25 protein-coding genes are annotated in these 25,814 nt (G+C 54.9%); 3 read left to right on the top strand and 22 right to left on the bottom strand.

Annotation, left to right across the window (positions count from 1 at the left end; translation table 11 throughout):
* Positions 1–66 precede the first annotated feature (66 nt).
* Positions 67–1,029: a LysR family transcriptional regulator gene (locus tag F3J37_RS17000; protein ID WP_166934651.1), complete on the top strand. Its 963-nt coding sequence runs from the start codon at positions 67–69 to the stop codon at positions 1,027–1,029.
* A gap of 6 nt (positions 1,030–1,035) precedes the next feature.
* Here the strand turns inward: F3J37_RS17000 and F3J37_RS16995 are convergent, their stop codons facing one another.
* The 19 genes from F3J37_RS16995 to F3J37_RS16905 form a co-directional block, all read right to left on the bottom strand.
* Positions 1,036–1,965 (bottom strand): 2-hydroxyacid dehydrogenase, encoded by a 930-nt coding sequence (locus tag F3J37_RS16995; RefSeq protein ID WP_166934649.1) that lies wholly within the window; start codon positions 1,963–1,965, stop codon positions 1,036–1,038.
* Entirely contained in the window at positions 1,962–2,411 is a 450-nt protein-coding gene (locus F3J37_RS16990) for a type II 3-dehydroquinate dehydratase (RefSeq protein WP_045815582.1), read from the bottom strand. Before F3J37_RS16990 ends, F3J37_RS16995 begins: the two co-directional genes overlap by 4 nt.
* 12 nt (positions 2,412–2,423) lie before the next feature.
* On the bottom strand, positions 2,424–3,038 hold the full coding sequence (locus F3J37_RS16985; protein WP_166934647.1) for a glutathione S-transferase: 615 nt from the start codon (positions 3,036–3,038) through the stop codon (positions 2,424–2,426).
* Positions 3,035–4,030, bottom strand: coding sequence for an NAD(P)H-quinone oxidoreductase (locus F3J37_RS16980; protein WP_166934644.1), 996 nt, complete (start codon positions 4,028–4,030; stop codon positions 3,035–3,037). The genes F3J37_RS16985 and F3J37_RS16980 overlap by 4 nt, the downstream gene beginning before the upstream one ends.
* A 3-nt stretch (positions 4,031–4,033) precedes the next feature.
* Positions 4,034–5,182: an ABC transporter ATP-binding protein gene (locus F3J37_RS16975; RefSeq protein ID WP_166934642.1), complete on the bottom strand. Its 1,149-nt coding sequence runs from the start codon at positions 5,180–5,182 to the stop codon at positions 4,034–4,036.
* 230 nt (positions 5,183–5,412) lie between these two features.
* Positions 5,413–6,564, bottom strand: coding sequence for an acetylornithine deacetylase (gene argE, locus F3J37_RS16970; protein WP_166934713.1), 1,152 nt, complete (start codon positions 6,562–6,564; stop codon positions 5,413–5,415).
* A gap of 14 nt (positions 6,565–6,578) precedes the next feature.
* On the bottom strand, positions 6,579–7,253 hold the full coding sequence (locus tag F3J37_RS16965; RefSeq protein ID WP_160867571.1) for a DUF1028 domain-containing protein: 675 nt from the start codon (positions 7,251–7,253) through the stop codon (positions 6,579–6,581).
* 2 nt (positions 7,254–7,255) lie between these two features.
* Complete coding sequence (locus F3J37_RS16960) at positions 7,256–7,690, bottom strand: RidA family protein (protein ID WP_045815588.1); 435 nt, start codon at positions 7,688–7,690, stop codon at positions 7,256–7,258.
* A 145-nt stretch (positions 7,691–7,835) separates the two neighbouring features.
* Complete coding sequence (locus F3J37_RS16955; protein WP_166934640.1) at positions 7,836–8,891, bottom strand: NAD(P)H-dependent flavin oxidoreductase; 1,056 nt, start codon at positions 8,889–8,891, stop codon at positions 7,836–7,838.
* Between the two features lie 188 nt (positions 8,892–9,079).
* Complete coding sequence (locus F3J37_RS16950; protein WP_155287984.1) at positions 9,080–9,241, bottom strand: hypothetical protein; 162 nt, start codon at positions 9,239–9,241, stop codon at positions 9,080–9,082.
* 406 nt (positions 9,242–9,647) lie between these two features.
* Positions 9,648–10,682 carry a GlxA family transcriptional regulator gene (locus tag F3J37_RS16945; RefSeq protein ID WP_058961363.1) on the bottom strand — a complete coding sequence of 345 codons (1,035 nt, stop codon included), beginning with the start codon at positions 10,680–10,682 and terminating at the stop codon, positions 9,648–9,650.
* A 12-nt stretch (positions 10,683–10,694) separates the two neighbouring features.
* On the bottom strand, positions 10,695–11,561 hold the full coding sequence (gene purU / locus F3J37_RS16940; protein WP_166934638.1) for a formyltetrahydrofolate deformylase: 867 nt from the start codon (positions 11,559–11,561) through the stop codon (positions 10,695–10,697).
* Positions 11,562–11,641: 80 nt separating this feature from the next.
* Complete coding sequence (locus F3J37_RS16935) at positions 11,642–12,280, bottom strand: sarcosine oxidase subunit gamma (RefSeq protein ID WP_166934636.1); 639 nt, start codon at positions 12,278–12,280, stop codon at positions 11,642–11,644.
* Positions 12,273–15,311: a sarcosine oxidase subunit alpha family protein gene (locus F3J37_RS16930; protein WP_166934634.1), complete on the bottom strand. Its 3,039-nt coding sequence runs from the start codon at positions 15,309–15,311 to the stop codon at positions 12,273–12,275. The genes F3J37_RS16935 and F3J37_RS16930 overlap by 8 nt, the downstream gene beginning before the upstream one ends.
* Positions 15,308–15,676 carry a sarcosine oxidase subunit delta gene (locus F3J37_RS16925; protein ID WP_034824015.1) on the bottom strand — a complete coding sequence of 123 codons (369 nt, stop codon included), beginning with the start codon at positions 15,674–15,676 and terminating at the stop codon, positions 15,308–15,310. The genes F3J37_RS16930 and F3J37_RS16925 overlap by 4 nt, the downstream gene beginning before the upstream one ends.
* Positions 15,677–15,699: 23 nt before the next feature.
* On the bottom strand, positions 15,700–16,950 hold the full coding sequence (locus F3J37_RS16920; protein ID WP_034824016.1) for a sarcosine oxidase subunit beta family protein: 1,251 nt from the start codon (positions 16,948–16,950) through the stop codon (positions 15,700–15,702).
* A 41-nt stretch (positions 16,951–16,991) separates the two neighbouring features.
* Entirely contained in the window at positions 16,992–18,293 is a 1,302-nt protein-coding gene (gene glyA / locus F3J37_RS16915; RefSeq protein WP_166934632.1) for a serine hydroxymethyltransferase, read from the bottom strand.
* Between the two features lie 296 nt (positions 18,294–18,589).
* Complete coding sequence (locus F3J37_RS16910; protein ID WP_034824021.1) at positions 18,590–19,642, bottom strand: GlxA family transcriptional regulator; 1,053 nt, start codon at positions 19,640–19,642, stop codon at positions 18,590–18,592.
* A gap of 18 nt (positions 19,643–19,660) precedes the next feature.
* Positions 19,661–20,494, bottom strand: a complete 834-nt coding sequence (locus F3J37_RS16905; protein WP_166934630.1) for a helix-turn-helix transcriptional regulator — start codon at positions 20,492–20,494, stop codon at positions 19,661–19,663.
* Between the two features lie 104 nt (positions 20,495–20,598).
* On the opposite strand from F3J37_RS16905, the gene F3J37_RS16900 reads away from it, so the two are divergent.
* Both F3J37_RS16900 and F3J37_RS16895 read left to right on the top strand, forming a co-directional pair.
* Complete coding sequence (locus F3J37_RS16900; RefSeq protein WP_097119136.1) at positions 20,599–21,339, top strand: AzlC family ABC transporter permease; 741 nt, start codon at positions 20,599–20,601, stop codon at positions 21,337–21,339.
* A gap of 1 nt (position 21,340) precedes the next feature.
* Positions 21,341–21,664, top strand: coding sequence for an AzlD domain-containing protein (locus F3J37_RS16895; RefSeq protein WP_034824025.1), 324 nt, complete (start codon positions 21,341–21,343; stop codon positions 21,662–21,664).
* Between the two features lie 41 nt (positions 21,665–21,705).
* Here F3J37_RS16895 and F3J37_RS16890 read toward each other — a convergent pair whose 3' ends face one another.
* The 3 genes from F3J37_RS16890 to F3J37_RS16880 form a co-directional block, all read right to left on the bottom strand.
* The gene (locus F3J37_RS16890) at positions 21,706–22,764 is read right to left on the bottom strand and encodes an acyltransferase family protein (protein ID WP_166934628.1); all 1,059 of its coding nucleotides are present in this window, start codon (positions 22,762–22,764) and stop codon (positions 21,706–21,708) included.
* Between the two features lie 334 nt (positions 22,765–23,098).
* On the bottom strand, positions 23,099–23,650 hold the full coding sequence (locus F3J37_RS16885; RefSeq protein ID WP_240154120.1) for a TroA family protein: 552 nt from the start codon (positions 23,648–23,650) through the stop codon (positions 23,099–23,101).
* Between the two features lie 11 nt (positions 23,651–23,661).
* Positions 23,662–25,776 (bottom strand): TonB-dependent receptor, encoded by a 2,115-nt coding sequence (locus F3J37_RS16880; RefSeq protein WP_240154119.1) that lies wholly within the window; start codon positions 25,774–25,776, stop codon positions 23,662–23,664.
* Positions 25,777–25,814: the final 38 nt, after the last annotated feature.

Raw genomic sequence — 25,814 nt, 5'->3', positions numbered from 1 at the left:
GGGTCATCGGGACTATTAGAATGACTGGCGCGACATGATCGCGTCGGCGATCCCAGGAGAATCTGCATGCTCAGTCGCATCACCCAGCGCCAGCTGGAATACTTTGTCGCGTCAGGTGAGGCCGGAAGCATTATTGGTGCCTCGGAACGTATTCACGTTTCATCACCGTCGATTTCCGCAGCTATTACACATATTGAATCTGAGCTGGGGGTGCAGCTGTTTGTCCGCCACCATGCTCAGGGCGTCTCCCTGACGGCTATTGGTCATCAAGTGTTAAAAGAGGCCAAGCTGATTCTGGATCAGATGAACAATCTCTATACCATCGCCTCTGAGTCACTCAACAACGTGCGTGGTCCTCTGCGTGTGGGCTGTCTGGATACGCTGGCACCGATGCTGACGCCGGAACTGGTGTTTGGCTTTGGTCGCGCATTTCCTGGCGTACGTATCACCCTCGTCGAAGGCAACCACGAGCAATTGCTGAAGCAATTACGCGCGGCAGATATCGACATCGCCCTCACTTATGATTTAGTGCCGGCCAATGACGTGGCGTTTAAATCCCTGGCGCAGTTGCCGCCGTATGTGATGGTGGGCGAACATCATCCATTGGCGACACAATCGGCGGTAACCATTCAGGACCTGGCAACGATGCCGATGGTGTTGCTGGATATGCCATGGAGCCGCGAATACTTCCTCGGCTTATTCAGTGAAGCGGGTGTGGCGCCAAATGTGGTGATGCGCTCGAGCAATATGGAAGTGGTACGCGCCATGGTGGCCAACGGCGTCGGATTTGGCATTGCCAACGTGCGCCCGAAAGCGCACCTGTCACAGGATGGCAAACGACTGATCCGGGTGCGCCTTGCGGGGGTGAACAAGCCGATGCAACTCGGCTATGCCACCATGGCTAACACCCAGCAATCCATGGTGGTGAACGCCTTTGCCGAACGTTGCCAGATGTTTATCTCCGATCAATACATTCCGGGCATGGCAGCCCCGAGCTATTTCGACCCGCAAGTGGTGCGCGTGGCCTGAACCCGCTTAGTATCCGCGTTCCGGGAACACCTGATTGGATACCGCTTCCCCGCGCGCGGCGCGCTGAATATTTTCAGCAACCTGTAACGCTGCGCTGGCGGGAATGGCGACCGAGGCCAGATGGGGGGTGATTAACACATTCTCCATACGCCACAGCGGATCTTCCGGCGGCAACGGTTCGCGGTCAAACACATCCAGCGTAGCTTCGGCAATATCTCCCAATTGTAGCGCGCAGGTCAGCGCAGCCTGATCTACAATCGCGCCGCGTGACACATTGATAAAGGCCGCCCCCTTTGGCAGTTGCGCCAGCCGTTGTTGGCTGAGCAAACCGGTGGTACTCGGCGTTAATGGCAACATCACGACCAAAATGTCGCTCTGACTGAGGAAATCATCCAGCGATGCCAGCCCGCTGCTGCATTCAATACCGGCAATGGTTTTTTGTGAGCGTGACCAGCCGCGCACAGCAAACCCCTGCCGTGCTAATTCCTGCGCCGCAAAAGCCCCCAACTCTCCCAAACCCATCACGCCAACCCGTACGCTTGATGGCACCCGAGGATGAAGATAGTGCCAGCGCCGCTCGCGTTGCGCCCGTTCAAATGCCGGGATGTCGCGCGCATAGCGCAGCACCGCGAATAACACGTAGCCAGCCATCATCCTGGCCATATCAGGATCGGACAGGCGGATAATCGGGATATCCGGCAGGTCATCGCGACCTACCAGCGAATCAACACCCGCACCGAGATTCACCAACAGCTTAAGATTGCGGTACGGGGCAAAAAAACCGTGCGGCGGTTTCCACGCCAGCGCGAAGTGCACATCGTTTGCGTCCGGAACCTCCTCTGCGCGGCAAATTGTGACACCGGGCAGATGTGGGGCCAGCAGGGCTGACCACTCGGAGAAACTGTCAAACTCGCTGTAAAACACCAGGGTTGTCATGCCACATCCGCCTTGATGAGGGTGACCACCGCATCAATGGCCAGTTCGTAGCCCAACACGCCGAGTCCAGCTATCACACCGGTTGCCGCTTTGGATACCATGGAGTGATGGCGGAACGGCTCACGCTTCCAGATGTTACTCATGTGCGCTTCGATGATCGGGCCATCAAACATCAGCAATGCATCCAGAATTGGCACTGAGCTGTAGGTCAAACCGGCGGCATTGATGATCAGCCCAGCGGCGTTTTGTCGCGCTTCCTGAATCCAGTCGACCAGGACGCCCTCATGGTTACTTTGACGAAAGTGCAATACCACGCCATGTGATGCTGCGCGGCGCTGGCAACGTTCGCCGATGCTGACAAAACTCTCGCTTCCGTAGGTGCCGTTTTTATCCAGGCCGTACAAATTGGCATTGGGTCCATTCAGAAAATAGATTTGCTGTGACATGAAAACTCCTGATTAAACGTGCGGACGCGTTGCGGCCATTGCCGGATGAGCATCAAAACGGGCGAACCATGCGGCAGTCAGCGGATAGCTATCACGCCAGTTAAGCGTTGCGAAACGAAAATCGAGATAGCCCAGTGCACAGCCAATTGCAATCAAACCAATATCATCAGGCTGCTGGCTGAATTGCGAAACCTGTCGTTCGATTTCTGCCAGAGCGGCGGTGACTTTTTTTAACTGCGCGTCGGCCCAGTTTTGCCACTGTTTCTCTTCCGGACGCGCGCTAAATTCATAGCGTGCCAATAAAGCGGCATCGATTAAGCCATCGCCTAATGCCTGTCGTGTCAGGCTTTGCCAGCGTGCATCCCCGGTTGCGGGGAACAGCGTGCCTTGTGACAGCGTGTTCAGATATTCACAAATGACGCGGCTGTCATAGAGACACAGCCCATGATGGGTTCGCAATGCGGGCACTTTCGCCAGAGGATTAAACGCCGCGATCCGTTCATCCCGTTCGACAGGATGTGCCGCCGAATCCAGCCACGCGATCGCGTCAGCTAACCCCAGCACCTGCGCACAGACCATGACTTTACGTACATACGCCGAGGTGCTGGCGTAGAAGAGTTGCATCATGACGCCACCTGCAGCAGAACTTTGCCAATGTTGGCGTTGGCTTCAAGAATGCGATGGGCGTCGGCGGCCTGTGCCAGCGGTAGTGTCGTATGAATGATCGGGGAAATCTTTCCGCTCGCCATCAGTGGCAACAGGTGTTTGCTGATGTTCTGCGCCAGCCGTGCTTTCTCTGCGGCGCTTTTGGGACGCAAGGTGGATGACGTCAGGCTTAACCCTTTGCGCATCACCAGTTGTAAATCGAGTTCAATTTTCGCCCCCTGCATAAACGACAAACTCACGTGGCGTCCGCCGGGTGCCAGAGCGCTGAGGTTGCGCGCCACGTAGTCGCCGCCCACGTTATCCAGTACCACATCCACACCGCGGCCCTGGGTTTCATCCTCAATAACGGAAACAAAGTCTTCGTGATGTCGGTCAATGGCACGACAAACACCGAGTTGCTGTAGCGCGGCGATTTTATCGGCACCGCCTGCGGTGGCGAATACCTTTGCTCCGCACGCCTGAGCGCATTGAATCGCAAAGGTCCCGACGCCGCTGGCAGCACCATGGATTAATACGGTTTCACCCGGCTGCAGACGGCCCAGCTCGAACAGGTTGTGCCAGACGGTAAACGCGGCTTCCGGCACGCCAGCGGCATGATCCAGCGGCAAGGTATGCGGGACGATCAGGCAGAGTTCGGCTCGCGCGACACAATAGTCGGCATATCCGCCACCGTTGAGTAACGCCATCACGGCGCACCCGATCGCCGGGTATTCGACCCCCGCGCCGAGTGCGACCACGGTGCCTGAGACTTCCAGCCCGAGAATATCGGTGGTGCCTGGCGGTAGCGGCATACCGTTACGCTGCATAATATCCGGGCGATTAATGCCGGCACAGCTGACGCGAATCAACACTTCTCCAGCCGCCGGTTGTGGCACAGGACGGCTGACTGATGCCAGTACTTCAGGACCGCCGGGCTGGCGTGCTATTACGGCATTCATCATTTCAGGTAACATCGATTATCCTTGCTTCGCCGCGCTAAACGCACAAACACCTTCATCATCAACGCTCACGCCCACCACACTGCCTACCGGCCAGCGCGTCAGGGAATCGAGTCCCGATTGGCGCGCAAATAACGCCGCGCTGCCCAATGCTGGTGCATCAAGATGCACATCCACATGATCGCCCTGGAATACATGGGTAATCACTGTGGCACTGAACAGGGAGTGTGGGCTTAGGGGGGCCAGTTGCAGGTTTTCTGGGCGCATGTAGACATCAAGGCGTTCACCCACATGGGCATTTACTCGCTCTGCCGGAAGACGCAGTTTATTGCCACCTAGCTCAATAACGGCGGTGCTGTCGCGGCCAGCGTAATGGCCTGGCAAGATATTCACATCGCCGACAAATCCCGCGACAAAAGGATCCTGCGGACGGCGATAGATGTCATCAGGGGTACCAATCTGGCGAACGTGTCCAGCAGACATCACCACTACCCGGTCACTCATGCTCAGCGCTTCGCCCTGATCGTGGGTGACAAATACCGTGGTGACGCCGAGTTTGCGCTGAATAGCTTTTAACTCGACCTGCATCGATAAACGCAGATTTTTATCGAGTGCGGAAAACGGCTCATCCAGCAGCAGCACTTTCGGGCGAATCACCAGAGCGCGCGCCAGGGCAACACGCTGCTGCTGCCCACCAGAAAGTTCACGCGGCTTACGCTGACCGTAGCCCGCCAGTTTAACCAGCGCTAATGCCTGTTCTACACGCTCAGCGATTTCCGCCTTGGGCACACCGCGCATACGCAAACCATAGCCAACATTCTTCTCCACGGTCATATGCGGGAACAGTGCGTAGTTCTGGAAGACGATACCGATTTCACGCTGGTAAGGAGGGATCTCGGTGACCAGATCGCCATCAATAAAGATCTCGCCGCCATCTGCTTCGGCAAAGCCTGCCATCAGGTTTAGCAGTGTGGTTTTGCCACAGCCTGATGGGCCGAGCAGCGTAATAAACTCACCCTCTTCGATGGTTAATGAAATTTTGTGTAGCGCTATGGCATCGCCAAAGCGTTTAAGTACGCCATCCAGTTGCACGGCAACGTTGGCTTTGTGGGCTACAGGATGCAGCACGTCGGGCTGCGGGAACGGGGTGACTTCTGCACTGACCATGGACTCTCCAGAAACGGGCTATCTTTGCTTACCACCAGCATACGGTGAATGCGTGCATCATGCGGTTAGTGCTTCCTGAAGCTGGTGTTTGGAAAAGTTAAAGCAGGCAAATTGGCTGGGCGCGGCCTGATAACCGCGCCCTTCAGCCTGATGTGTGATTGATGAAAACAGGGACGAGATAACTGAAGGGTGCGGCTCAATAAGCTTGCGCAATGAGTGACAGTGTCACTTTATAGACACATCCACTCCGCTAACCGCCGCAACATGGCATCGCAGGCGGTCAGCTGTTCCAGGCTGATAAACTCATCGGGTTTGTGCCCTTGCGCCATACTGCCAGGGCCGCAGATCACACTTGGGATACCAGCCTGATGGAACAAGCCGCCCTCGGTGCCAAAGGCCACCGTGCTAAAGCTGTCGGTACCGGTCAGGTGCGCAATCAAACGCGCTGCGGGACTCTCCGCGTCAGTATATAAACCGGGATAACCACTGATAGATGTGAAACGAATCGACGTGTCGCGATTGACGGCCTGCATAAGGGGCAACAGGTCGCGATGTGCGTAACGCTCCAGTTCGTCGGCAACCTGTTGCGCATCATCTTTGGGTAAGGTGCGAACTTCAAAATCAAAACTACATTCTGCAGGCACAATATTCAGCGCCCGCCCGCCCTGAATCACGCCGGTTTGCACGGTGGTATAAGGCGGATCAAAACGCGCATCCTGATTTTCCGCAGCAGCCAGTCGCTCACCCATCTCGGTTAGACGATGAATCAATTTCGCCGCGTACTCGATAGCATTCACGCCTTGTGGCGCATAAGCAGAGTGGCACGCCGCGCCCTGCACTTCACATCGCATGCCCAGTTTGCCTTTGTGGCCTAAAACCGGTTGCAGCTCGGTGGGTTCGCCGATGAGGCAAATGTCCGGCTTTTCCGGGCGCTGCGCTAACGCATCCAGCAAGGTTCTGACGCCGAGGCAACCTACTTCTTCGTCATAAGAGATCGCCAGATGCAGCGGCTGAGTGAGAGGTTGTGCCAGAAAATGCGGTACGGCCGACAGCATACAGGCGATAAATCCCTTCATATCCGCGGTGCCGCGCCCGTAGAGTTTGCCGTCACGCTCGGTCAGCGCAAAAGGCGGAACGCTCCACGCTTGCCCATCCACAGGTACCACATCGCTGTGCCCTGAGAGCATCACACCGCCCTTGCCAGCAGGACCGAGCCTGGCATAAAGATTGGCTTTACTGCGCTCAGCGTTATGAATCAGTTCGCAGTTCACACCCAGATCAGTCAGATAGCGCCAGACAAAATCGATCAGCGCCAGATTGGATTCGCGGCTGGTGGTATCAAAGGCTACCAACTGAGCCAGTAACGTACGGCTGGTCACCATAGAAGTTCCTTGCATCACTCGTCGCCCGGCACGCCATAGCTGGGGGCTTTTGTCGGATCCAACGCGCGGACCACGTAATCCTGCATTTGTGGCTGATATGCCTGCCACAGTGTGCTGAGTTCATCGATAGGATTGGCCTCCGTCCAGTCAATGCGCAGGTCAACGATTGGCCAGACAGGTTCAGCCACAATCGACAGTGCTGCTGAATGCACCGGCCCAGCTTCGCCTCCCGCCGTCATACCGGCCTGCATGGCACACAGAAGGCGATCGGCGAGGTGCCCCTCGCTCCGCTCAAAGGCGTTAACCATCGCGACAATCACCTCGGTATTGGCGAGTAAATTTCCTGCCGCCACACATTCCACGCCACTCAACGCATGGTTCACTCCCAAGGTTTTTTCTCCGCTGAAGCAGGCACTTTGCCCATCAGCCGCCAGCACGGTGACCTGGCGATATTGATGATATTCGTCAGACGCCAGCCCGGCGGCTAAGGCGGCCTGAGCAGATTTTCCCTGCTGCAACTGGTCAAGAATGCGCGGGCCCAGCGCCGGTAAGGTGATGTTCTGTGTGGAAACGGCGCCCACCTGGGTGCGTAACCAAGGGCAGCGCGCGCCGACGGCAATACTGGATGAGCTAATGGCGATACCCATCTGCCCGGTCTCAGCACAGCGTCCTACAATCGATAACGTCATGATCAGGCTCCTGCTTGTGGCTGCCAGTCGTCCGGGATAACCGCGATTACATCAATTTCCATCAGCCACTGCGGCTGACCCAGCCCTGAAATCACCAGTCCGGTTGAGATCGGATACACACCCTTCAGCCATTTACCCACGACCTGATAAACCGGCTCACGATAACGCGGGTCAATAATATAGGTGGTGGTTTTGACGATGTGTGACAGGTCGCTGCCCGCCTCTTCCAGCAGCTGCTTGACGTTTTTCATCGCCTGATCGGCCTGGGCAGCCGGATCGCCAAGCCCAATCAGATTGCCCTCGAAGTCAGTGCCAATCTGACCGCGAACGTAAACGGTATTGCCGGCACGCACAGCCTGGCAAAGATCGTTGTCGAGGTTTTGGTTAGGGTACGTTTCTTTGGTGTTGAATTTGCGGATGCGTGTATGTGTGCTCATGTCTGCCTGCGGAGATGAATGGATGTCCCGCAAGGTATACCGCGCGACGCGCAGCAGACAAAACAGCATTAACCGAGGTGTTGGTTTTGAAAATCCTAATCCAGTGAATCAATTGCTATCTGCCATGGATGGCAGATAGTTTTCGTTAGCTTTGCCACTTATTCATCAACAATGACACCAGCTCACCCGCAGGCATTTCACGTGCCAGCGCCGCTCCCTGCCCAGCCCACTGCGCGCCAAAGCCGTGGTGCTGTTTCGCCGTAGCGGCTGCGGCTAGCGCTTTGCCCAGCGAATAGGTCAACGGATAATCCGGTACATCACTGGTGGCGAAGTCACGACTAAAATCGCAGAAATCATTGCGTAAACAGCGCGCCTGACGTCCGGAAATCGCAGCGGTAAGTTCGGTGCCGGTTGCGCTGGCCTGTTTCATTGCCGCGCGATAAGCCGTGTTCGCTGCTGATTCCGGGCATAACACAAAGGCGGAGCCCAACTGCACACCGGTTGCGCCCAGTTGCAACATGGCAGCGATACCTGAACCCTCCATGATGCCCCCCGCCGCAATCACCGGATGCGAAGTTTGCTGACGGATCGCCTGCACCAGGGTGAAGGTCGACATTTGATGGTCGAAAGCCTGAGGATCAAAATGCCCGCGATGCCCGCCTGCTTCAATCCCCTGCGCCACGATGAAATCAATGCCGCTGCGCGCGATGGTCAATGCTTCTGCCACACTGGTCGCGGTGGCCAGCAACACGATCCCACGTTCCTTGAGTCGTTGAATCACTGCCGAAGAAGGGATGCCAAAATGAAAGCTCACTGCTGCCGGCGCCGCCTGCTCAATCACGTTGAGCATCGCGTCATTATTCAGGAAGGTTTGATAGATCTCCGAGAGAGTCGAAGGTAACTCGGCTTCATAACGCGCAAACAACGGCGCAAAGCGATTAATCCACGCCTGCTCGCGTTCAACGTCGCGTACCGCTGGCGCATGGCAAAAGAGGTTGACGTTGATGGGGCCTCGGGTGAGCGCCTGCGTTTGCGCGATCATCACCGCTGCCTGTTCGGGAGTGGAGGCCCCCACACCGATAGAACCTAGCGCACCGGCATTGGTGACGGCGGCGGCCATTTCAGGGGTGGAGACGCCCGCCATCGGTGCCTGAATAAGCGGGTATTCCAGCTGAAGCGCCTGACACAGGGCGTTCGTCATGTTGCTATTCCTTTGATTCTGCAGTTGGGCAAACCTAAACTCCCCTTCTGTGTCAGAGAAATCAACCCAAAATTTGGACCAGGAACCTCAACAGCACAGCGTGCAACGTAGAACGGTAAACCAAACGAAGGAAAGAGACTAAATCGCAGGAGGGAAAACAGAGAGGGCAAGTTGCGCCCTCTGGAGAGTTAATAATTGAATTTACGTTTCTCTTCATCTTTTGCATTGGGCGCGGCAATTAAATTCCACAGCGCTTTGCCGAGACGCAACAGGCTTTTACCCGGTTTGATGTAGGAATTTTCAATGATGCCATTACTTACCGCGCAGAATATCACATCAATTTTCTTCACACTTCCTTTGGCGCGATGCCTTCCATATGCCTTATGCGGGAGTGCCGTGCGCGCTATCAGATTACAGGTTGACCCTTTCATTTCAGCCTCACAGTATATCCGTGAATTCGTAAGGGAATAATTGCATCAGCACGCAATGTTGGTCAACCTGACAGCAGAGTGGAAACAATATAAAAATTCACATCAATATAATATTTATCACCCACCACCAGACAAACACCAATATTATCAACGATATAATTAATTAACAATTCATTCATATCCTTTTCTTATTTTTGTGAAATGGGACATGATTGATGTTTTTCTTTATACCGAATCTCACGCTTTGAAATTCAGATAAGCGGTGAAAATAATAAAGCCCACCCCGCATTGATAGCGTGTGGGCTTTACATCAAAAAAGTGAGGGTTATTGAATTAATCTCTCAACATCCCGCCGTCGTTTGCGATAATCGGCGGGCGTTTCACCATACTGTTTTCGGAACCAGGAAATAAGATGTGAAGCATCAGAAAAACCACATGATTTCGCGACACTGTTAATACTCACATTACTGCTGGTCATTAATTTTCGCGCATGCTCCAGCCGCATTTTGCGCCAGTGAACGGCTGCGGTATCACCGGTGCTGTGCAAAAATGCCTGGTTCAGCTGACGAAGGTTAATCTGCATGGCATGCGTCAGGGTTTGCAACGGTTCAGGCGAAGACAGATGCTGCTGCATGTACGCAACGGTGCGCTTCACCAGCTCATCATCATAGTTTTTTAGCTCCCCGCCCATGCTGGAGCGTGCTGTGGAGACTTGCCGCTTTTTACTCTCTTCCATCAACAGGTACTTCTGCACTTTCTTCGCCCGCAACTCACCACAATGCTGCAGGATGATATCCATGGCCAAATCGCGCGCGGTGCCAACCGGACAGGAAATGACCCCGCCGTCACTCAGGTAGGTTTGATCGATCACCGGCGTCACCGAAGGGAAGCGCTGACGAAATTCATCGCGCGTCGTAAAGTGAATCGCACACTTCTTGCCTTCCAGCAAGCCAGCCTGGGCCGCCATAAAGGTGGCACTGCAAAGGGTAATAATGGGGATACGTCGCGCCTGCAGTGACCGCATCGTCTCCAGCAGCCACGCAGGCGAATCGCGCGTCTCATCAAGCAGGCCACCGGCAAACACCACGTAATCCCACTGATCGTCCAGGTTAAAAGGCGCAGTTGGCGTAATCTGCAAGCCACAGCTGGACGTCACGGGCTGATTATCGCTGCTCATCCACTCCCACTGACAGAAAATCTGACGACTGAGGAAAGACACATCCGCCGCAAAGCGGATGGGTTCGATCAGTTCTGACACGCAGTGCAGCGTGAACTTGTTGATCAGCACAAAGCCGATGCGAATGTCAGGCCGCAGCGGCAATGCCGGTTCGTCAGTGGCTGGATTCGGATAATTGTCCATCTCCACTGCACCTTACCGTGAAAACACCACGGTGCGATTTTCATACAGGAACACTCTGCGCTCGGCATAACACGAGACCGCATGTGCCAGCGTTAAGCGCTCGATGTCGCGCCCTTTATCCACCAGATCGTCGGCGTAATCGGCGTGACTCACCACCTCGACTTTTTGGCTGATAATTGGCCCTTCATCGAGATCTTCATTGATGAAGTGCGCGGTGGCCCCCACCAGTTTTACCCCTTTGTCGTAGGCCTGGTGATAAGGCTTAGCGCCTTTGAATCCGGGTAACAAGGAGTGATGGATGTTGATGGCACGACCCGAGAGCTTCTGACACATCTCCGCCGACATCACCTGCATGTAACGCGCCAGCACCACCAGTTCCGCCCCCGTCTCCTGCACCACCTGCCAGATTTGTTGCTCCTGTTCCGCACGATTCGCCGCAGAGACCGGGAAATAGTGGTAAGGCAAACCATGCCAGGCCACGATGGGCTCCAGCAGGGGATGGTTAGAGATCACCGCTTTAATATCAATGGCAAGCTTACCGGCGCGATGGCGATATAACAGATCGTTGAGACAGTGATCGGTTTTCGACACCATGATCACCACCGGCACTTTATAGCCGGGTTCGGTGAGTTCGAATGACATGTCAAACTCAGCCGCGCGCGTGCTGAATTCATCACGAAATGCCGCCGCATCAAAGCTTTCGGTCTGCGGTTCAAATACGGTTCGGATGAAAAATCGCTGCGCGCATTTGTCATCAAAACTATGCTGCTCATTGATGTAACAACGCTGTTCTTTCAGAAAGCGCGTTACCACGTCCACGCTGCCCAGTTTACTCGGGCATTGGGCGGTCAAAATCCAGTTGGCATTACTACGACTCATAAAAGACCCTCACATCATTGGCAACTGAGCCGAATGGCGGTGACCTGCAGGCCACCGCGTAAATTGACGACGATGTCCTATCAGGACAGCACGCTAATGCCATATTCCGCGCCGGCATCCAGCAGCCAGCGATAGCTGTAGTCCGCAAAACTGCGGCGCACCACCAGTTCCCAACGATCTTCTGTTGGGCGACGCAGGATCACCGTGATGGTGGCAAAGCAGGTCATCACACCTTTACCTACCGGGAAATTCTGCGGATGAACGTCATACACCACCGATTTTTTCAGCAGATTGATTGCCTGTTCACCGCGCAACTCCAGCAAGGTTTGCCCGCCGCCAATGTTCACAATCGCGTAGTGCGCATCGCCGAGCGCAGCACGTAACTGCTGCTCAATCGCATACTCTTCACCCTGCGGCACAATCAGCAGCCACTCGTCCGGTGACATCCACTGCGCGCTGTATGCGCCAGCTTGCGTCAGGGATAAAGGCTGCGCGGGCAGAGAGAGCTGCAATACGGCGCGCAGCGCCTTATCCAGCTCGATAGCCGATCCGCGCAGCGTCAGATGACCGAGGTCAGCGCGCTCGCGCAGTGTGATATCAGAAGCGCCCGTTACTGTGGGAACACCCGTTTTGATATAGCTCCACACCAGCGGAGATTCGCCCACCAGCGGCGTCGCGGGATGTGCATTAAAGAGGTTGGCAGTGAGGGTCTCAGACATTCTGGCGCTCTCCTTTTGGATCGATAAACACGGAGCTAACAATTTTGGCTTCAGTGAATTGACCGTCTGAACTGGCGAGCCAGACGGTTTCGCCCATGCGGTGATGTCCGCGTGTCACCACGGCCATGGCAAAGCCGCTGTTCAGCGTCGGGCTGTAGTAACTGGAGGTGACGTGGCCATACATCGGCACAGGCACCGCGTGCTGCGGATCGAACACCACCTGCGCCCCCTCTTCCAGCACTACTTTAGGATCTTTCGGTAACAGCCCCACCAGCTGTTTACGATCCTCGCGCAGTACATCGGATCGGGTGTGCGATCGTTTGCCGATCCACGAGAACGGTTTGTCGTTACCCACGCACCACTCCATCCCGAGATCGTGCGGTGTCATTGATCCGTCGGTGTCCTGACCGCCAATGATGAACCCCTTCTCCGCACGCAATACGTGCATGGTTTCCGTCCCATAAGGGGTGAGGTTGTATTTCTTGCCGTGCGCGAACAGTACTTGCCAGACATGCAACGCATAGTTGGCTTGCACGTTGATTTCATACGCCAGTTCGCCGGTGAACGAGATGCGGAACACGCGGGCCGGAACATCCGCCACCTTGCCTTCACGCCAGTCCATAAATTTAAAACTGTCACGCGCCAAATCGATATCGCTGAACTCCGCCAGCAGATCGCGGGCTTTAGGCCCGGTGACAGTGATGGTGGCCCAGTGATCGGTGACCGAGTTGAAGTAAACCTGCAGTTCCGGCCACTCGGTTTGATGCCAGAGTTCCAGCCACTCCAGCACGGTGGCGGCATTGCCGGTGCTGGTGGTCATCAGGAAGTGATTCTGGCCAAGGCAGCTGGTGGTGCCGTCATCAAACACCATGCCATCGTCGCGACACATCAGGCCATAGCGCACACGGCCCACCGGCAGTTTGGCCCACTTGTTGGTGTAGACGCGTTCGAGGAATTCACGCGCATCCGGCCCCTGAATATCGATTTTGCCGAGGGTTGAGGCATCGAGCACGCCAACGCTTTCCCGCACTGCGCGACATTCACGTACCACCGCCTGATGCATCGTCTCCAGTTGCCCGTTGACGCGCTGCGGGAAATACCAGGGGCGCTTCCACTGCCCGACATCTTCAAACATCGCACCCTTTTCCACGTGCCACTGATGCAGCGCGGTATAGCGCTCCGGCTGGAACAGCTCGTTGCAGTGGCGTCCGGTCACTGCGCCAAAGGCCACAGGCGTATAGTTGGGGCGGAACATGGTGGTGCCAACGTCAGGAATGCTGCGGTTCAATACCCGCGCCGCAATCGCCAGGCCATTGATGTTGCCCAGTTTGCCCTGATCGGTACCGAAACCCATGACAGTGTAACGTTTGATATGTTCAATCGATTCAAAGCCTTCACGCGTAGCCAGCTCAATGGAAGCGGCCGTTACGTCGTTCTGCAAATCGACAAATTGTTTCGGTGCGCGCATGGTAGTTTTCATGTGCGGCACCTGATACAGCGCCAGCGCCGGACCATCGCGACGCGCCCGCGTTTGCGGCAGCGCCATTGGCTGAGGTGCGCCGCCAGTTTCTTCAGCGGCACGTTTTCCCGCCTCGAAACCGCTGCTGAGTACGTCAGGCAAGCTGTAGATACCTTGCGCGCCTCCTATAACCATCATCCCTTTTACCTGCGGCGCCACAAAACCGAGGATATCGTCACGCCACTGCGGGCGCCCACCAGTATGTGATGCGAGATGGATGACCGGACTGTAGCCCCCCGAGCTGGCGACGGTGTCGCACACCAGACGCGTGGCGCTACCCACCACCACAAAGCTCTCACTGTTGATGCGGGCGATATCGACACTGCGCACGCGCGTTGCGCCCTGCGCTTCAATCACCGCGCTGCCGGTCATGATGGTGATGCCTTTGAGACGCGCCTGTTTCACCAACTCGCCGTCCGGACTCGGACGCGCATCGGCAATTGCCACCACTTCACGCCCGCTATCCAGCCAGTCCAGCGCTGCACGGTAGCCGTCATCATTGCTGGTGGAGACCACCAGATTGTTGCCTGGCACGACGCCATAGCGATGGATATAGGTGGAAACGGCACCCGCCAGATAGTTACCGGGAATGTCGTTACCGCTGTACACCAATGGACGCTCATGCGCGCCGGTGGCCAGCACCACCCGTCCGGCACGTACCCGGTGCATACGTTGACGCGCCTGTTTGTGGCCCTTGATAACTGGCGCAGTGATCGACAGGTGATCGGTGCGACGCTCAAGTAGCGTGACAAAGTTGTGGTCGTGATAGCCGTTGGCGGTGGTTTTTGCCAGCAGCTGCACGTTGTCCAGCGCCTGCAAGGTTTGCAGCACATCGCGGGCCCACAGCGCAGCGCCTTTCTCATCAATGATTTCACGTCTGTCGAGCAGGCTGCCGCCCATCTCTTCCTGCTCATCCACCAGGATCACGCGCACCCCACTGCGCCCTGCGGCCAGCGCCGCAGCGAGCCCAGCTGGACCAGCGCCAATCACCAGCACATCGCAGTGCTGATTGAAGTGATCATAAATATCGGGATCGGCGACGGTTGGGCTACGGCCCAGACCGGCACCTTTACGAATATATTTTTCGTAGGTTTTCCACATCGACGCCGGCTGTTTGAAAGTTTTGTAGTAGAAACCTGGCGGCATAAAACGCCCACCGATTTTGCCTACCACGCCCATCAAATCGCGATCGACATTCGGCCAGCCGTTGGTGCTGGCGGCTTCCAGCCCCTGATAAAGCGCTTGCTGAGTGGCACGCACGTTGGGGATCTGTTCCTGCTCTGCGCCACCGAGTTGTACCACTGCATTAGGCTCTTCCGCGCCAGCCGCAACGATGCCGCGTGGTCGGGAGTATTTAAAGCTGCGATTGACCACATCAATGCCATTGGCGATCAGTGCTGATGCCAGGGTGTCACCAACGAAACCTTCCAGCGTTTTGCCATTGAAAGTGAAAGTGATTTTGCGGCTGCGATCGATGCGACCGCCCTGTTTGAGGCGATTGACCTGGCTCATGATGCGCCTCCGGCCTGCACTTTTACGTTCTCATTGGCCGCTTCTCGTGCTTCCTGGCGCACCGGTAAGGTCACCACCTCCGCCTGCACGTTTTTGCCTGGCTGCTCACCGATTTTGTAGGTTTCCAGGATCTCGTAGGTCACGGTATTGCGCGTGATATTAAAAAATTTTCGGCAACCCACCGCGTGCACCCAGAGTTCGTGATGCACGCCGCGTGGATTATCACGGAAGAACAAATAGTCGCCCCACTCTTCGTCACTGCAAGCTTCCGGATCCTTAGGGCGCGCCAGATGTGCCGGGCCTTTGGCATGAAACTCTTCTTCTTCGCGATGCTCCTGGCACCACGGACAATAAATATGAAACATGTTGTCTTTCTCCCGAACAATAATCAGTGCGCAACGGCTGCAGCGCCGTGCTCATCCACCAGAGCGCCGGTGTGGAAACGGTCAATAGAGAACGGTGCTGCCAGAGGGTGCATCTCACGTTTAGCCAGACTAGCGGCAAACACGTGCGCCGATCCCGGTGTCGCTTTAAAGCCGCCGGTGCCCCAGCCACAGTTGAAATAGAGGCCGTTCACCTTGGTTTTCGAGATGATCGGACTGGCATCTGGCGTGGTATCCACAATGCCGCCCCATTGGCGGTTCATGCGCACGCGCGAGAAGGCCGGGAACATCTCAACAATCGCCTGCAGGGTGTGTTCGATAATCGGATAGCTGCCGCGCTGGCCGTAACCGGTGTAACCATCAATGCCCGCACCAATCACCAGATCGCCTTTATCGGACTGGCTGATGTAACCGTGTACGTGGTTCGACATCACCACCGTGTTGACCACCGGTTTGAGCGGTTCGGAGACCAGCGCCTGCAAAGGATGTGATTCCAGAGGCAGTTTGATACCGGCCATATTGGCCAGCACGCCCGAGTTACCCGCCACCACGCAGCCCACCGTCTTCGCTTCGATATCACCGCGATTGGTGTGCACGCCGTAAATCTGGCCGTCACGGATCATCAGGCCGGTGACTTCGGTCTGTTGCAGGATATCCACGCCATGCGCATCTGCGCCGCGAGCAAAGCCCCACGCCACCGCATCATGACGCGCCACACCGCCGCGCGGTTGCCAGGAAGCGCCCATGATTGGGAAACGTGCGCGAGCAGAGCAATCCAGCAGCGGTTCAAGATCCTGTACGCCGCGAGTATCCAGGACTTCACCGTCAATGCCATTCAGGCGGTTGGCGTTGACACGTCGCTGGATATCACGCATGTCCTGCAGGGTGTGCCCCAGATTCAACACGCCACGTTGCGAGAACATCACGTTGTAGTTCAGCTCCTGAGTCAGCCCTTCCCACAATTTCACGGAGTGTTCGAACAGCGCGGCGGCTTCATCCCACAGATAGTTCGAGCGCACGATGGTGGTATTACGCGCGGTGTTACCGCCGCCCAGCCAACCTTTCTCGATCACCGCCACATTGCGGATACCAAACTCTTTCGCCAGGTAATAAGCCGTCCCTAAGCCATGTCCGCCCCCGCCGATGATGATCACGTCGTAGGACTTTTTCGGCGTGGGGTTGCGCCACATGCGCTGCCAGTTTTCGTGATAACTCAGTCCGTGGCTAATCAGCCCGAAACCAGAAAAACGTTGCATACTCGTCTCCTAAAACTCCCGGCCTGAGCCGGGAAAAATGGTCAGGCAATGGCTTTTTTGGCGATAGCCTGTGGTGAATGCTCGCCATACACCGGATGTCTGGCACACAGCTCTGATACGTTGAAACGCACCCAGGCTTCGATGTTGTCGCTGTTCTGTTTCAGCGCCAGCACATCAAGGATGTCGCAAATCCAGCCCGCCAGGGTCTCGCACTCCTTCTCGCCAAAGCCGCGCGTGGTCACCGCAGCCGTGCCGATGCGTAAACCGGAGGTCACAAACGGGCTTTGTGGATCGTTGGGCACGGAATTTTTATTCACGGTGATATGCGCGCGGCCCAGGGCAGCATCGGCTTCTTTGCCGGTGATCTCCTGACCAATCAGCGAGACCAGGAACAGATGGTTATCGGTACCACCTGACACCACGTCGTAACCGCGTTTGATGAACACTTTCGCCATGGTTTTGGCGTTATCGATCACCTTGGCCTGGTAGTGAATGAAGTCCTGCTCCATCGCTTCACGGAAGGCCATCGCTTTGGCAGCAATCACGTGCATCAACGGGCCGCCCTGCTGGCCAGGGAACACCGCAGAGTTGAGTTTTTTGTACAGCGCTTCATCACCGTTCGCTGAAAGAATCAGACCACCGCGCGGGCCGCGCAGGGTTTTGTGCGTGGTGGTGGTCACCACATGTGCATGCGGTAACGGGTTGGGATAACAGCGAGCAGCGACCAGACCCGCCACGTGCGCCATATCCACCATCAGCCAGGCGCCTACGCTATCGGCGATTTCGCGGAAGCGTTGCCAGTCAACGATGCGCGAATAAGCGGAGAAACCGGCCACAATCAGTTTCGGCTGGTGCTCCTTTGCCAGGCGCTCCACTTCCTGATAATCAATCTCACCGGTTTCGGCATTCAAACCGTATTGCACGGCGTTGTAGTGCTTACCGGAGACATTCGGTGCGGCGCCATGGGTTAAGTGACCGCCGTGCGCCAGGCTCATGCCGAGAATGGTGTCGCCGGGTTTGATCAACGCCATAAACACCGCGGCGTTCGCCTGAGCACCGGAATGGGGCTGCACGTTGGCGTAATCCGCACCAAACAGCAGGCAGGCGCGTTCAATGGCTAAACGTTCGATGGTGTCGACATGTTCGCAGCCGCCGTAGTAGCGTTTCCCCGGATAGCCTTCAGCATATTTGTTGGTGAGCTGGCTGCCCTGCAACGACATGACCTGGGAGCTGGCATAATTTTCCGAGGCGATTAATTCGATGTGTGTTTCCTGTCGCACCAGCTCACCCACTACGGCGGCAAACAGTTGTGGATCGGCACTGTTCAAATCATTTGCATTCATTGCTACACCCTCATCATCAGGATTAGTGGCCAAATTCAGTACGTTTTCACACTACTGAATATCGCCGGGTGCAAGCTTGAACGTTTGCGACATTTAATATGACAAAATCGCGACAACCCTTATTTATCAATGGTTTAATTTTTGAAGGTGATTTGTATTGTTTGAGGTGCATCACGATTGGATAAGAAAATGTGATGTCTGATTGGAAAGGCTTAAATCGGGTGGGAGGAAAAAATTAAGTAAATCAGTGGGTAATCATTTTGTGCAGCAACAATGAAATAACGAGAGCACTGAAATCAACGCCCTTCAATTGCACTATCAATATGAATAAAGAATGGATCGACATGCTGCTGATCGCGCAATGCGGCCTGCTTGCGTGCCAGGCTGGGAGGATAACCAAAGGCATCGCGGAAATGGCGGGAAAAATGCGCGGTATCGGAGAAGCCACAGCGCTCGCCAATTTCTGTCACTGTTTTCGCGCTGTACAGCAGTAGCCAGAGACCATAACGCAGTCGTAAGTCACGTGCGAAGCGTTGCGGACTGACACCCAGCTCATCTTTGAATTTACGCTCAATATTGCGTCGCGAGGTATTGAGGCGTTGCGCGAGTTGCTCAACCGAAATCACCTCGCCCATATGTTGGGAGATCACATCAACGGCACTGCGCACCATGCGATCTTTTATTTTTTCGAAGATCACCGGTTGCGGCTGCGGATGATGCGTGGTGCGCGCTTCATCAATCAGCATGATATGCAGACTTTTTATCGCCCATGCGCGCCCCAGATGGCGTTCAATCAGATGCGCGGCAACATCCGCCGCCGCCACGCCACCGGCACAGGTAATCAGCTTGCCTTCATCGACAAAGATGCGATCGGCTACCGGGGTGATATCGGGAAAACGCCGCTGTAAATCCCCATGGTGATACCAGCTGACACAACACTCTTTTCCCTTCATGACGCCAGCCTGAATCAATGCAAAGACACCGGTACATAAACCCACCAATGGCGTGCCAAACTGCGCGGCAAGGCGAATATAATCCAGCGCGCGATGATCGGTTTTGTCCTTCTCATCCTGCACCCCGCCAATCACCACGATGTAGTCAAAATGTTCCGGGTTCTTGAGGGCTTCACAGGGCGAGATCACCGCGCCACAGCTTGAAGTCGCTTCACTGCCAGAGCTGGACATGAACGTCCAGCTACAGCGCAGCTGACGGCTGCGATCGCCTTCATCGGCGGCGAGACGCAGGCAATCCACAAAAGCCGCAAACGGCAGCAGCGTAAAGCGGTTCAGCAGGACGAAACCGACCGACAGCGGCGTCGCCTGTTCATTGGGTTTGTTACGGGAAGTCATGGCAAGATCCTCGCTCCATCATTGCGATGCCGCCGCAAATGCACCCGGTGTAATGCCAAAATGGGCGCGGAATTTCTTGATGAAGTGGCTTTGGTCGAAAAAGCCCACTTCACTGGCGGTGTGCGCGGCATCGAAGCCCTGCGACAGCAGTCGTTTTGCCCGCATCAGGCGAATCTGCGTGAGGTATTGATGTACCGATAAGCCGGTCAGCTTCTGGAAGGTGCGCATAAAATGGTATTCGCTTAACCCGGCGACGGCGGCGATTTCACTGACCGCCAGCGGCTGATGGTAATCGCTATGCAGAAAATCGATCGCCTGCCGAATATCGGCGCGTAAAGCATGACGCTCACCGCCTTTTAACGTGCGTTCGCCGTGTTGACGGATTAACGCGCTCAGCACCTGAAACAGCGCACACTCTTTTTCCACTGCGTCCGGACTTTCTTGCATCACGGCGGAAGCCTGCAACATCTGCTGCGCCAGCAACGGATCATACCGCATCCCTTCCGCACCAAAATTGAGTTCACCTTTGCCGCCGATTTGTGACTCCGCGATTTCATTAATCAGTGCGGCGGAAGGATAAAACGCGCAGTAATCCCAGCCTTCCTCACGCTGGACCGCTTCACCGGTGTGCACTTCTCCCGGCAGAATCACCATCACCGTGCCAGCGGCGGCAATCCCCTGTTGACGGCAAATACGGGTACGTTGTGCCCCTCGGGCAAACGCCGCGATCACGAACTCGTCGTGGAAGTGTGGCGGATAACTGTGCTCGTAGCAGCGTGCGCGCAGGATTTCCATGCCGCCGTGCATACCACGGTCACGCCACAATTTGATGTCATCACGTTTTTCCTGCATCACAAATCCTTCGCTGATGTACTCCGGGAGCAGGATTTTACTATAGCCTTGCGCATCGTGGCTTAAAATTGGTGCATCTGTTGAGAAGGTTTTGGAAAATTGTCATGTCGTTGAATAGTCACACCCTGCCGAAACACAGCGATCCACTGAGTTTTCGCGCGGGTTTTATCGCCTGTTTACCTACCGTGCCCGGTTACCTGAGCATCGGTTTTGCTGCGGGTGCCATTGGCACGCTGGCCGGTTTCTCCGTATTGCAAACCGCGCTGCTGGCGACGCTGCTCTACACCGGTTCGGCGCAGTTCTTATTTTATTCGCTATGGGCAGCAGGCGCGGAAATGACCTCGGTGGTGCTTAGCGTGATGCTGGTTAATCTGCGCTATTTGCTGATGAGTTCAGCGATTAGCGTGTTCTTCCGTGGTCAAAGTGGCTGGCAGAAAGTCGTCAGCGGCCTGCTGCTCACCGATGAGACCTTCGGCGTCGCGGTACAGCACGGCAGCCAGCACGGCAAAATCGCCTTTGCCTGGATGTTTGGTCTTAACCTGCCCGCCTGGCTGAACTGGATTATTGCCTGTGTGATTGGCGCTTATGCCGCATCTGCCGTCCCTGAATCGCTGATGGCCGGATTGAGTTTTAGTCTGGTATCGATGTTTATCGGGCTGATTCTAATGACGTGGTTTGCCAGCCGCCGCAAATGGCTGGAGACGCTGGCGATTGTGGTTGCGGTGCTGGTGACCTATTTTTCTGCGGGACATCTGGATCTCAGCGTAGTGGTGATCATCGCCGCCTCGATGGCCGCCAGTCTGGCCACGCTGCTGTTACGCATGAAATACAAGGAGGGGAAATAACATGGAGCGTAATGTCCTGATGACCATTGTGGTTGCCGCGCTGATCACAGCGGTGATGCGCGTTGGCCCGATTCTGCTGCTTTCCCGATTCCGACTCGCCCCGCTGGCGCAACAGTGGCTGAGCTTTATCCCGGCGGGCATTATGGCGGCCATTGTCACGGCCGAGTTGATCGAAAAGCCGGCGTTGACCGCTTCAGGTTTGAGTTTATCGTTACTGGCAGCGCTGATTGCGGCGATCACCGGCATCGTCACGCGCGGTTTGTTTGCCACCGTGCTGGCTGGCATGGTGGCGTATACCGCGCTGCGCTATGGGTTTGGTTTGTAACCTGAAACATCGGGTGCGGGATTAACACCGCACCCCTTTCATCACCCCACTTCTGGTGCCGGTGTCCGTTTTCCCTTCAACATATTTCTCAACGCTGGTTCGAGATATTTGGTGATAAACCAGGCCAAATAATAGAGCCCTGCGGCGACCACAATCGGCATGAGCAGCATGACTGTTTCACTTTTGATCTGCACATTCATTTTTATCAGTATGGCAATCATGAGGTTTTCATGTATCAGATAGTAGGCGTAACTGGCAAAACCTATCGCAGTGAAAAATCGAACGGATAACAAACGTTCCAGTTGTTTTGAATAAAAACTGGCAATAAAGAAAAGCATGACCAGCAGTAAGGGAATGACCGTTAGGGCACCCGCATTTTTAACGTAGTAGCTGAAGTTAATGAGCATCGCGACAACCACAACCGCATAATGAAAGCCTTTGTCACGGCCATGCATTCTTTCATACACCAGGCAGCCGATCATAAACCACGCGTAGTGAATAAAACCAAACTTAGCAATAATATCAATGAAAATGGGATGACCTAAAGATTTTAATACCGAGGAGGCGGACAGCATTAACATCGGCACCAGCAAGCCCGGCAAGCAATATTTCCGTCCCAGGGTAAAATAGATGGCACCAATAATCAGATAGAATACCGCTTCAACGTACAGCGACCAAAATGAGCCCGCCATCGATTTAAATTCAATACCGGTTATTTGTGTCAACGTTTCAGGATTAGTGAAGATCAGCCCAGGTAGCAAATTCCTGACATAGGGTGTCATAGCCGACCATTCCGGGAAAAACCCACCCACAGCATAGAGTAACAAACTGGCAATCAGCATTGCCGGAAACAGTCGCAGCCAGCGTTTTTTCAGGAAACTGATGTAGCTATCAGACTTATCCAGCGTCATAAATATGACAAAGCCGGAGATCATGAAAAACAACTCAACACCAAGCCAGCCGAAAGAAAAAACTGGAATATGTTGTGTGAGGTTTACATAGGGCAAGAGTTCTGGCCAACGTGCATACGCGTGGTAACCAATCACCATTAAGATGGCAAGACCGCGCATTCCGTCAAGATGCTTGATGCGTGCGTGCATAATTCTCTCAGGAAAGATGTCCGGATGTGTAAATTCAACTTAGCACTGACAATTATTTACTCACAATAAGACTTATTCTGATTAAAACTTTTCTTAATGCACGTTTTTTAATGCTTGAAGGCATCAAGCATTAATTTCCACTGGACTTACCAATCCAGTATGGAGCAAATCCTAATCCTTTTATTACCCGGCACTTAAGACCATTCACCTTCTTAAAAAACCTTTGACTGGATATTGAACAAACCCTTTATAAGTAAAGCTTAAACGGGTTTGTTCATGATTCTCCAACAGTGGAGCTAATGAATTTAAAATGACATATTTAAAAAAGCACGATTTATTCCGGTGGCAACGCCTGTAAAATTCGCTGCGCGTCATTCGCCGTCAGCGAGTAGTCATAAAATTCAAGGTAGCGGTTATAAGCTTCTGCTCGCTTCGCCGCCTCGGGCGTACCCAGCACTTGCGCCGTCGTGATCAGTGAACGCTTCATCGAAGCAAAATCATCGAAGTTCATTGCCAGTACCGGAATACCCGCAAGTCGATACGATTCCGCATCAGGATCATTCGCTGGCACAAAGATAGCGTCAACATGGCGCACCACCAGTGCTTCACTGGCAAAGGTTTTCCCCTTCGCCTGCAGTGCCTGATTGAGGGATGGCTGAACCTTAAACATCCACGGACGATCGGCGGGATGATTCACCGTCGCCACGATGCGATCCCCCGCGCCCAACGTCATCAACAACGAGTGATGCGCAAACCAGGCGTCAGCAATATGCATCGCCGGTTGGCTGATTTCGACATGATGGCCAGTGTCATCGATCACCGTTTGGGCTGAAGCCAGTGTACTCACCATCAACATCGGTAATAACCGACGCCACATTTTGCTCATCATTCACTCCCTTAGAAGTTAAGTTGCATGGAGACCTGCACCATACGCGGCGCGCCGAGAGAAGCACTGGCATAGCCTGCACCGCTGTAACCGTTCAGACCACCGGGCACGATATTGGTCCAGTAATGGCGGTTGGTCAGGTTCGTGACATCAAGTCGGAAGGTGGTGGCGGTATCAAACAGCCGGGTCTTATAGGCTGCACCGGCATCCAGCGTGGTATAGCTGCCCACCCAACCGTCATTTTGATTGTCGGTAGTGCGACGACCAACATAGTGAATGCCGCCGTGAATATCGGTACCGCTGAACATCGGTAAATCGTAAGCGGCAAACAGGCTGGCGGTATAACGCGGCAAGCCAACAATCTGCTTGTCATCGGTTTGTGTGCTGGCGGTGTCCAGCAGACGCGGATCTAACCAGGTCATGCCGCCAAACAGATGCAGACGATCGGTGAGGTGACCATCCGCCATCAATTCCAGCCCACTGTTACGCTGTTCGCCATCGATAGCGTAATCGCCGCTGGCGTTGGTGTAGGCAAACGGGCGTTTTATCTGGAACAGCGCGGCGGTCAGCAGCAGTTTATTAACCGCCAGCTTGCTGCCCACTTCCACCTGACGGCTACGATACGGCGCCAATATCGCACCGGCATTGTTGGCCGTGGCCGGTGCGGTGTCCCCTTGTTGCAGACTATCAGCGTAAGTGACATAAAGCGTCAGGGGATCAATCGGCTTGTACACCAGGCTGGCGGAACCGCTGAATCCACTATTAGCAGAATCACTGCTGCGACTGCCCGTTTTGCTGTAGTTGGACGAACTCAGCAGGCTCTCACTGCCCGCCAGTAACAGGCTCCATTGCGGGGAAAACTGCAGATTATCGCTGAGCAGAAATGCATGCTGGCTGGCAGTGGCGGAATGATAGCGGTCGGTAAAATCAGGGTAGTCCGGTTCAGCGAAAGCCTGGGGATTATCCAGCGAAGCACTGCCCAGGGTCGAGGAAGCCCCGTTGCGGGGGTTGTAATTCTTCCAGACAAAACCGCGCAGCCCGGTTGAAATTTGATGATGAATCCAGCCGGTATCCACTTCCCCATTCACATTCGCCATGTAGCTATTAATCGTAAAGCAGCTGGCGGTGGCAGATGAAGTGGTGGTGGTGTAGTCGCCGTGGCTGTCGGTGAAGGTGTTGGTTACCGCCGTGGATTCGCGATCGGCAATCTGACGTAAAACGCCGATTTCACCCTGCCAGTTTCCGTCGAAGTCATGTTTGAGATGCAGGCCAGCAGTCAGCGTGTGATTATCATCACCCGCATAAGATTGTCCCAGGTGCGCCGTTTTCGGATCGGGCGCAGAGGGGAATGACAACCCCTTGCCAAGCGCAAATTTGCCCGGCAGGCCTTTGTCGTAGAAATGGTAATAGCTGAAGTTGGTTTCCAGCACCGTTTGATCGGTCAGATTCGCATCGAGCGCCAGGCTGAACAGCTGACGGCGAACTTTGCTGCCTTTCACATAGCCATCGCCTTCATCATCGAGGAAATTAAGGCGATAACGCAGACGGTCGTTGCTATCCAGCGGCCCACTAAAATCACCGGCCAGCTGATGGCTTAATCCGGTACCCGCGCCCACAGTAATGGAGTGCACAGGCGTGTCACTGGCGCGTTTGCTCACGAAATTGAACAGACCTGCCGGATTGGCCGGACCATACAAGGATCCGGCGAGACCATTCAGCACCTCAATGTGATCAAACTGTTCAGCGGCGTAGTCGGTGGTCGATACCACATTCAGCCCATCGATCATGCTGTTCTGCACCACACTGCCCTGCATACCCCGCGTTTGCGGGCGTGCCCCATCCCCCTGTACCGATGGCATGTAACGATACAAATCGCTGACGCTTTTCAACTGCTGGCGCTTCATCAACTCAGGTGACAGGGTTTGCACCGACCACGGCGTGTTGCGCACTTCCTGTTTGCCGAGATTGCCCAGCGTGGCTTTTTTATCGGTTTCTGCAGGAGGTTGATTCGGCGAGGCAGTCACTGCAATGGTCGGTTGCTCGGATGTGGCATACAGCGGAACGGCGGACAACAACATGGCACTGGTGAAACCTGTTTTCACCAGGGTGATACGCTTGATAAACATGACATTTCCAGGATGACTGACGAAAGGGGGTGAGCGCG

Origin of the sequence: Candidatus Pantoea communis, assembly GCF_011752685.1 — a bacterium.
GTDB classification, from domain to species: Bacteria; Pseudomonadota; Gammaproteobacteria; order Enterobacterales; family Enterobacteriaceae; genus Pantoea; species Pantoea communis.
This window is presented reverse-complemented; position numbering and strand designations above follow the sequence as displayed.

Coding starts and splice junctions, on each gene's coding strand:
- F3J37_RS16965 (WP_160867571.1), bottom strand. CDS start 7,253: ATGACGTTATCGATTGTAGGACGCTGTGCTGAGACCGGGCAGATGGGT.
- F3J37_RS16930 (WP_166934634.1), bottom strand. CDS start 15,311: ATGAGCCAGGTCAATCGCCTCAAACAGGGCGGTCGCATCGATCGCAGC.
- F3J37_RS16890 (WP_166934628.1), bottom strand. CDS start 22,764: ATGCACGCACGCATCAAGCATCTTGACGGAATGCGCGGTCTTGCCATC.
- F3J37_RS16995 (WP_166934649.1), bottom strand. CDS start 1,965: ATGACAACCCTGGTGTTTTACAGCGAGTTTGACAGTTTCTCCGAGTGG.
- F3J37_RS16900 (WP_097119136.1), top strand. CDS start 20,599: ATGTCGTTGAATAGTCACACCCTGCCGAAACACAGCGATCCACTGAGT.
- F3J37_RS16975 (WP_166934642.1), bottom strand. CDS start 5,182: ATGGTCAGTGCAGAAGTCACCCCGTTCCCGCAGCCCGACGTGCTGCAT.
- purU (WP_166934638.1), bottom strand. CDS start 11,561: ATGAGTCGTAGTAATGCCAACTGGATTTTGACCGCCCAATGCCCGAGT.
- F3J37_RS16980 (WP_166934644.1), bottom strand. CDS start 4,030: ATGTTACCTGAAATGATGAATGCCGTAATAGCACGCCAGCCCGGCGGT.
- F3J37_RS16905 (WP_166934630.1), bottom strand. CDS start 20,494: ATGCAGGAAAAACGTGATGACATCAAATTGTGGCGTGACCGTGGTATG.
- argE (WP_166934713.1), bottom strand. CDS start 6,564: ATGGTGACCAGCCGTACGTTACTGGCTCAGTTGGTAGCCTTTGATACC.
- F3J37_RS16920 (WP_034824016.1), bottom strand. CDS start 16,950: ATGCAACGTTTTTCTGGTTTCGGGCTGATTAGCCACGGACTGAGTTAT.
- F3J37_RS16960 (WP_045815588.1), bottom strand. CDS start 7,690: ATGAGCACACATACACGCATCCGCAAATTCAACACCAAAGAAACGTAC.
- F3J37_RS16880 (WP_240154119.1), bottom strand. CDS start 25,776: ATGTTTATCAAGCGTATCACCCTGGTGAAAACAGGTTTCACCAGTGCC.
- F3J37_RS16895 (WP_034824025.1), top strand. CDS start 21,341: ATGGAGCGTAATGTCCTGATGACCATTGTGGTTGCCGCGCTGATCACA.
- F3J37_RS16990 (WP_045815582.1), bottom strand. CDS start 2,411: ATGTCACAGCAAATCTATTTTCTGAATGGACCCAATGCCAATTTGTAC.
- F3J37_RS16885 (WP_240154120.1), bottom strand. CDS start 23,650: ATGAGCAAAATGTGGCGTCGGTTATTACCGATGTTGATGGTGAGTACA.
- F3J37_RS16955 (WP_166934640.1), bottom strand. CDS start 8,891: ATGACGAACGCCCTGTGTCAGGCGCTTCAGCTGGAATACCCGCTTATT.
- F3J37_RS17000 (WP_166934651.1), top strand. CDS start 67: ATGCTCAGTCGCATCACCCAGCGCCAGCTGGAATACTTTGTCGCGTCA.
- F3J37_RS16925 (WP_034824015.1), bottom strand. CDS start 15,676: ATGTTTCATATTTATTGTCCGTGGTGCCAGGAGCATCGCGAAGAAGAA.
- F3J37_RS16910 (WP_034824021.1), bottom strand. CDS start 19,642: ATGACTTCCCGTAACAAACCCAATGAACAGGCGACGCCGCTGTCGGTC.
- F3J37_RS16945 (WP_058961363.1), bottom strand. CDS start 10,682: ATGGACAATTATCCGAATCCAGCCACTGACGAACCGGCATTGCCGCTG.
- F3J37_RS16985 (WP_166934647.1), bottom strand. CDS start 3,038: ATGATGCAACTCTTCTACGCCAGCACCTCGGCGTATGTACGTAAAGTC.
- glyA (WP_166934632.1), bottom strand. CDS start 18,293: ATGAATGCAAATGATTTGAACAGTGCCGATCCACAACTGTTTGCCGCC.
- F3J37_RS16935 (WP_166934636.1), bottom strand. CDS start 12,280: ATGTCTGAGACCCTCACTGCCAACCTCTTTAATGCACATCCCGCGACG.